This window comes from Streptococcus sp. DD04 (assembly GCF_001578725.1).
GTDB classification, from domain to species: domain Bacteria; phylum Bacillota; class Bacilli; order Lactobacillales; family Streptococcaceae; genus Streptococcus; species Streptococcus sinensis.
In genome coordinates this window covers 191,071-198,539 of sequence record NZ_KQ968979.1, presented here as the reverse complement: position 1 = coordinate 198,539, position 7,469 = coordinate 191,071, and the positions used below count along the sequence as shown (strand labels likewise).

Annotated in this window: 5 protein-coding genes and 1 pseudogene; all 6 read left to right on the top strand. The window is 43.3% G+C overall.

Annotated features, from left to right (window positions below; translation table 11 throughout):
- Nucleotides 1–393: 393 nt before the first annotated feature.
- A complete protein-coding gene (locus STRDD04_RS07900; protein ID WP_062201283.1) occupies nt 394–1,743 on the top strand; it encodes a glucose-6-phosphate isomerase in 1,350 nt (449 codons plus the stop codon).
- A 122-nt stretch (nt 1,744–1,865) separates the two neighbouring features.
- Nucleotides 1,866–3,398: a glycerol kinase GlpK gene (glpK, locus tag STRDD04_RS07895; RefSeq protein ID WP_062201281.1), complete on the top strand. Its 1,533-nt coding sequence runs from the start codon at nt 1,866–1,868 to the stop codon at nt 3,396–3,398.
- A 241-nt stretch (nt 3,399–3,639) separates the two neighbouring features.
- Nucleotides 3,640–4,317 carry a response regulator transcription factor gene (locus STRDD04_RS07890; RefSeq protein WP_062201407.1) on the top strand — a complete coding sequence of 226 codons (678 nt, stop codon included), beginning with the start codon at nt 3,640–3,642 and terminating at the stop codon, nt 4,315–4,317.
- Nucleotides 4,295–5,632: a sensor histidine kinase gene (locus tag STRDD04_RS07885; RefSeq protein ID WP_062201278.1), complete on the top strand. Its 1,338-nt coding sequence runs from the start codon at nt 4,295–4,297 to the stop codon at nt 5,630–5,632. Before STRDD04_RS07890 ends, STRDD04_RS07885 begins: the two co-directional genes overlap by 23 nt.
- A gap of 212 nt (nt 5,633–5,844) precedes the next feature.
- On the top strand, nt 5,845–6,384 hold the full coding sequence (locus STRDD04_RS07880) for a PepSY domain-containing protein (RefSeq protein ID WP_062201275.1): 540 nt from the start codon (nt 5,845–5,847) through the stop codon (nt 6,382–6,384).
- 504 nt (nt 6,385–6,888) lie between these two features.
- Nucleotides 6,889–7,469, top strand: a pseudogene (locus STRDD04_RS11535) (hypothetical protein); the annotation flags it as partial.

Sequence of the window (7,469 nt, the reverse complement as noted above, 5' to 3'; positions counted from 1 at the left end):
CGCGTTCATCTATGGTAAAATGGTGATAGCTCATAAGATTTCCTTTCGTAACTAGTTGGTTCAATTCTATTTTACTAGAAAATCTTATGAGTTTTTATTGTGCACTTATATTGTATATTCAAGGTATTAAAGGAGGCCGTAGCGTTTTTCTGCTAGAAATACTTGGAGCGAAACATTAACATTGTTTGTTAAGATCTACTGGAAGGTAAAGGTAAGGATTTTTGAGCAAAAAACAGGCGATAACGCAAACGATTGCGTTGGCTTCTGGTAAAGGTTTAGCAAATTTGTTGAAAAATTAATAAATTACAAAATGAAAGCGTTTTATTACAGGAATTGCTTGATAAAAAAGTATGAAAGCGATATGATAGAGGTGAAGAATAAAGGAGGACCACCATGACACATATTAAATTTGATTACTCAAAGGTGTTGAACAAGTTTGTTGCACCACACGAGGTAGACTACTTACAGTCTCAAGTCACTGTAGCAGATGAGTTGATTCGTAAGGGAACTGGAGCAGGCAGCGACTTTTTGGGTTGGCTGGATTTGCCAGAAAACTATGATAAGGAAGAATTTGCCCGTATTTTGGCGGCAGCAGAAAAGATTAAAGGTGAGAGCGATGTTTTGGTCGTGATCGGTATCGGTGGATCTTATCTGGGTGCTAAGGCGGCTATTGACTTCCTCAACAACCACTTTGCTAACTTGCAAACAAAAGAAGAACGCAAGGCCCCACAAATCCTTTATGCTGGGAATTCAATCTCCTCTACTTACCTTGCTGACTTGGTAGAGTATGTCGCGGACAAAGACTTCTCAGTAAATGTGATTTCTAAATCAGGTACAACAACTGAACCAGCGATTGCTTTCCGCGTCTTCAAGGAACTTTTGATTAAGAAATACGGTCAAGAAGAAGCTAACAAACGGATTTATGCAACAACTGACCGCGTTAAAGGTGCTGTGAAAGTTGAAGCAGATGCCAACGGTTGGGAAACTTTTGTTGTGCCAGATGACATCGGCGGACGCTTCTCTGTCTTGACCGCTGTTGGATTACTTCCAATCGCAGCTTCTGGAGCAGATATCAAAGCCCTGATGGAAGGTGCAAACGCAGCACGTAAAGACTACACTTCAGATAAGATTGCTGAAAACGAAGCCTACCAATATGCGGCAGTTCGTAACATCCTTTACCGCAAAGGCTATGCTACTGAAATCTTGGTAAACTACGAGCCATCACTTCAATACTTCTCAGAATGGTGGAAACAATTGGCTGGTGAATCAGAAGGGAAAGACCAAAAAGGTATCTACCCAACTTCAGCAAACTTCTCAACAGACTTGCACTCACTTGGTCAATTTATCCAAGAAGGAACTCGTATCATGTTTGAAACAGTTGTCCGTGTTGACAAACCACGTAAGAACGTGATTATCCCTACCTTGGAAGAAGACCTTGACGGACTCGGTTACCTTCAAGGTAAAGACGTTGACTTTGTAAACAAAAAAGCGACGGACGGTGTTCTTCTTGCCCACACAGACGGTGACGTACCAAACATGTATATAACCCTTCCTGAGCAAGATGCCTTCACTCTTGGCTATACCATCTACTTCTTCGAATTAGCAATCGCCCTTTCAGGCTACTTGAATGCCATCAACCCATTCGACCAACCAGGTGTTGAAGCTTACAAGAAAAATATGTTTGCTTTGCTGGGCAAACCAGGCTTTGAAGAGCTTGGTGCAGAATTGAATGCACGCCTATAATGCAGCATGGAACCTTCCTTCGGGGAGGTTTTTTGTGATTTCTTCACAAAAACCTTCTAAAAGAATAGCAAGAAAGCGCTTTATTTTGTATAATGGAAGCAAAGACAGAATGGAGGCTTTTTATGCTGCAAGAAAAATACATTATGGCTATTGATCAGGGAACGACTAGTTCCAGAGCTATTATTTTCAATCATCGGGGTGAGCAGGTCTGTGCCAGTCAAAAGGAATTTCGGCAGATTTTTCCTCAACCGGGCTGGGTGGAACATAATGCCAATGAAATTTGGAACTCGGTTCAATCGGTTATCGCGAATACCTTTATTGAAAGCGGGATTAAGCCAAGTCAGATTGAGGCTATTGGGATTACAAACCAGCGAGAGACGACCGTGGTTTGGGATAAGGAGACGGGTCTGCCCATTTACAATGCTATCGTTTGGCAGTCACGGCAGACAGCTCCGTTGGCAGAAGAGCTCAAGCAGCAGGGTTATACAGAATTTTTTCATGCCAAGACGGGCCTAGTCATCGACGCTTACTTTTCAGCTACCAAGGTTCGTTGGATACTGAATCATGTGGAGGGGGCTCAAGAGCGGGCAGAGCGAGGTGAGTTGCTCTTTGGAACCATTGATTCCTGGCTGGTCTGGAAGTTGACAGATGGTGCTGCCCATGTCACAGATTATTCAAATGCAGCTAGAACCATGCTCTACAATATTAAGAATCTGGCTTGGGATAAGGAAATTTTAGAGCTTCTCCAGATACCTTTGGCGATGCTGCCGGAGGTTCGCTCTAATTCAGAAATTTATGGCTACACCAAACCTTATCACTTCTATGGCGGAACAGTGCCCATTTCGGGCATGGCTGGAGATCAGCAAGCAGCCTTGTTTGGGCAACTGGCTTTTGAGCCAGGTATGGTCAAAAACACCTATGGAACTGGATCTTTTATCATTCTCAACACTGGCAGTGATATGCGTCTGTCTCAGAACAATCTCCTGACGACCATCGGTTATGGTATTGATGGGAAAATCACTTATGCTTTAGAGGGGTCAATTTTCATTGCGGGCAGTGCGGTTCAGTGGCTGAGAGATGGCTTGAGGCTGATTGCTACTTCAGCAGAGTCTGAGCAGTGTGCTCAGCAGTCGCAGAATGAGGATGAGGTCTATGTGGTGCCGGCCTTTACTGGCCTTGGGGCTCCCTACTGGGATCAGAATGCCAGAGGGGCTGTCTTTGGCTTGACTCGGGGAACTTCTAAAGAAGACTTTGTTAAGGCGACCCTCCAGTCGATTGCCTATCAGGTCAGAGATATCATTGAGACGATGGAAAAGGACACTCAAACACCTATTCAGCTCCTAAAAGTAGATGGTGGTGCTGCCATGAACCAGTATCTCATGCAGTTTCAGGCGGATATTTTAGGAATTGAAATTGCCCGTGCTCAAAATCTGGAAACGACAGCTCTAGGAGCAGCTTTCTTAGCGGGTCTGGCAGTTGGCTACTGGAAAGACTTAGAAGAGTTGAAACAGTTAAATGCTGTCGGCCAGAGTTTTGCTCCGCGGATGGAGCTGGCGCGGAAAGAAAAGCTCTATCAGGGATGGAAAAAAGCTGTTGCAGCAGCTCAATTTTTTGCGGCTGAGCAAGTAGAAATGAGTGAGAGCTCTCCGCTTTAAGTTTTAAATAGTAGAACGACAGCTGCTTACAGGCAGCTGTTTTTCGTTTGACTAATCGAGGATGGCAGCAGTTTTCCTTTTTCTGGATCTATGTTACAATCAGAGGAGATGTAGTAGCATTGTGATAGATTTTCATCTAGCTGCTAGAAACCCAATCGGCTTAGTATTTTTTAAAAGTCGTGATTATTACTCTTTGGACGCAACTGGAAAAACAGAAGGCCAAGATTGGAAAGGAGTCCTGATGAAGTTATTATTGGTGGAAGATGAAGCGGATCTGAAGCGCAGTTTGACCAAGCTTCTCAAGAAAGAGCATTTTAGTGTGGACAGTGCTTTTGATGGAGAGGAAGCTCTGGAATTTTTGGAAATGGTGGACTATGACTTAATCATTTTAGATATTATGATGCCTCGTATGGACGGCTTTGCCTTTCTGGAGAAGATCCGTCAGGCTGGACAGCAAGTTATCGTCTTGATCCTAACGGCCCGTGACAGCTTGGAAGATAAGATAAAGGGCTTGGACTTGGGAGCAGATGATTATCTGGTCAAGCCTTTTGAGTTTGAGGAACTCTTGGCTCGGCTGCGGGCTCTTTTGCGGCGAAAACAGCGTGAACTAATTAGTCAGAAAATTGATCTGGGTCATGTAGTCCTGGATTTGACTAAGAAGGCAGTCCTGAAAGATGATCAAATCTTGGATCTGACAGCCAAGGAATACGAAGTGCTGGAATACCTAGCTCGCAATCAAGATCATATTCTGTCGCGGGAGCAGATTCGGGACCATGTCTGGGATTTTGACTATGAAGGAGAATCCAATATTATTGATGTTCTGATTAAAAATATTCGCCGCAAGATTGATCAGGACAAGAAGCAGTCCATTATTCGCACCAAGAGGGGAGTAGGCTATGTTATCTGGAGCTCGGAATAAGGAGAAAAAAGGAAGCATTGTTCTACGCATTACTCTTTGGTACAGCAGTTTTCTCTTTGTCTTTATTCTAGTTTTGCTGGGTCTGGCTTTTCTGCTGTCCAGCAATTTGGCAGATGCGGCGGCCAAGCGGGAGCTGATTGAGTCGGCCACGGAAATCAGCCAGCAGCCTAGTGAGTATGAGGTTATGGATGATGGAATTTTTTATTCTATCTATGATAGTTCGGGAAACCTTGTCAGAAAAAGTCTGCCATCTGGCTTTGATGAGACCCTTCCCTTCAACCAATCGGTCGTGACGACGGCGACAGTTGCTCAAAAGACCTATCTTTACTTTGATATCGAGATGAAAAATGGCGGTCAGTGGCTGCGGGCGGTAACTATGAGTAGTCATACCAATCATGAATGGATTGATTATCTGACAGCTCTGGCCTTCATTTCTCCATTTCTCTTAGTTTTGATCATTGTTGGTGGTTATGGGATTCTCAAGAAAGCCCTGAGGCCGGTGGATCAGCTATCGCAGACGGCAGTGGAAATTCGCAAGAGCGGAGACTTTTCCAAGCGGCTGACTCTGAAAGATAAGGATGATGAGCTGCACCGTCTAGGTCAGGCTTTTAATCTCATGTTGGACTCGCTGGAGACTTCCTTCCAGCGGGAAAAGCAGTTTAACCATGACGTCTCCCATGAATTGCGGACACCGGTGGCGGTTGTTTTATCGGAGAGTGAGTATGGTCTGCATTATGCGGAAAGTCTGGATGAATCCAAGGAATCTTTTGAAATCATCAACCGTCAGACCAAGCGCATGAAGGAGATGATTAGCCATATCTTGGATTTGTCCAAGCTGGAAAATCAAGCTAGGCTAGTCAAAACGAATCTGTCCTTATCCGACCTACTGGCGGATAAGCTGACAGATTTTCAGAAGCTAAGTCAGGAGCGTGGGCTTGTTTTAGAAGCTTCTATAGACGAAGATTGCTGGATTGTTGGTGATGAGCTTCTGCTTCACCGGCTTTTGGACAATCTGATTAGCAATGCCTTGAAATTTACTAAGGACCGCATTGAGCTTTCCTTGCGTAAGCTAGATGGCATTTGTCAGCTGACGGTGACAGATAATGGTGCTGGTATTGCTCCGTCCGAGACAGATAAAATCTGGAATCGGTTTTACCAAGTTGATCAAGCCAGAAATAAAAACAGCCGTGAGGGAAGCGGTTTAGGACTGGCTTTGGTCCGGAAAATTGCAGATTTGCATCAGGTTCAGATAGAGGTGGTGTCAGAGCTTGGCCAGGGAAGTCGCTTTATCCTGACTTTTCAGCTAGAGAAGTGATGGAAGATTTTCGAATTATTTTTTTAAAAATTTTCCTCAAAATTCATTTTAGGTTCATTTAGTCCTTGTACAATAAAAGTATCAAATGACTAACATTTGATAGCTCTCCCCCTTTGAAATGAAAAGAATGGTCTAGGATGCATTAACTGGAACGGTGTTTTCCTCGCCTGATGTTAATTTCTAGGGTCAAGTTGTGGAAGGAAGGACCAACCATGAAAAAACTAAAAGGAATTTTATTAGCCGGTTTGGTAGTAGGAATTTTAGCAGGTGGAGCAGCAACTGTTGTTTCAGCGGATTCGTATAAGCAAGCTACTCGGATTCAGGCGGCAAGCCTAACTCTTTCAGACGCTAAGGCGATTGCCTTGCAGACAGCTGGTTCAGGGAAAGTCGTTTCTATTGATTTAGACGGAAATAAAGCTGGTGCTGTATACTATGATGTAACAGTATTGGACGGCTTTACAGAAAAAGAGTACAAGATTGATGCTCGAACAGGAAGCATTCTCAAAACCAAGGAAGAGCCAATTGATGACAATGAGGACATGCAACTGACTCAGACCAATGTGCAATTGACCTTTGAAGATGCTGAGAAGATTTTGCAGCAAAAATATGCTCAGGCCAAAATTTATGATGAAGAGCTGGATATTAAGGCTGGTCAGCTAGTCTATAAGCTGGAAGCTCTGAACGGTACGCAAAAGATCAAAATGACCATTGATGCCAACAGTGGGAACATTTTGAACGAAAGAATTAAATAATATCGTTGGTATATAAGTTTGGAATTGCTTTGTTGGGCACGGACGAGAGTTCGTGCCTTTTTCCTTGTGTGCTTTCAAGCTAAGCCAGTTCAAAATATGATATACTGGAATAAAGTTATATTAGCATGACAAGTTTTACGCTAGGCTACTGTCTTCAAACAGTTGTTTTATAAAAGGTAGCCACCCTGATAGTTTGTGTAGCTAATTGACTGCTTAACGGTGTATGCAGTCGCGGGATGTTGCCCCCAGTATGAATGTTATAGAAAAGAGAATAGCAGTATTCAGCGGGTAGGAATTGTGAACTGTTAATAGAGTCGTCTTTTCAATGATAGAAGAGTCAATAGATGAGGAGGAGTTATGGGAAAAAGAAATCTGGAAGCTTTGAGGCAGAAACATCAATCAAAATTCAAGAATGCTCAAACGAAAAAGCCAGCAGATAGCCATTCATCTTTTCTATCCAAATGGAAAACCAAGGAAGACCAAGACATCAAACCGTCTGCTAAATTGAAAGAAGCGCAGGGAGGGGCAGAAGAAAATCAAACTCGTCCTTCAGGTTCGTCTCCATCAAAAGTGGTATTTCCAATAGAGAGCTCAAGCAATGAGCGCTCTGCCCTCTCTTCGATAGAGGACAAAAACGACTATGGGGTTAAAACAAGTCCTCAAGACCAGCCGATGTTTTCTGAGCAGTTAGCAGGAGTTCAGCAGGTAAAGGAGCCTCTGTCGCTTCTATCACAGAATTTGTTGGAATTAAAGCAGAGAGAGCTGAAGCGTCTCATTTCTAGTTTAGAATCACTGAAAGCTAAAAAACAAAACCAAGTTCTTCGTGGAAATCAAGCTAGCCAGCCGATGTCAGGCCTTATAACGGAAGCAAAGCAGACAAAGCTTTCTCCGCGAATAAGCGCTAATGAGCTTGCTAGAGAGTTAGATAAAGTAGAGTTTAAGAAGAAAAAAACAGGAATCTTTTCTAGGATATGGATGATGGTACTTTCTAGTTTGGGGATTATGACTTTTTTGGCTAACGCTGGAATAACGTGGCTAGAGATGGAAAAGGTAAAAGATAAAGAAAAAGCTGCAGATATTTCTCG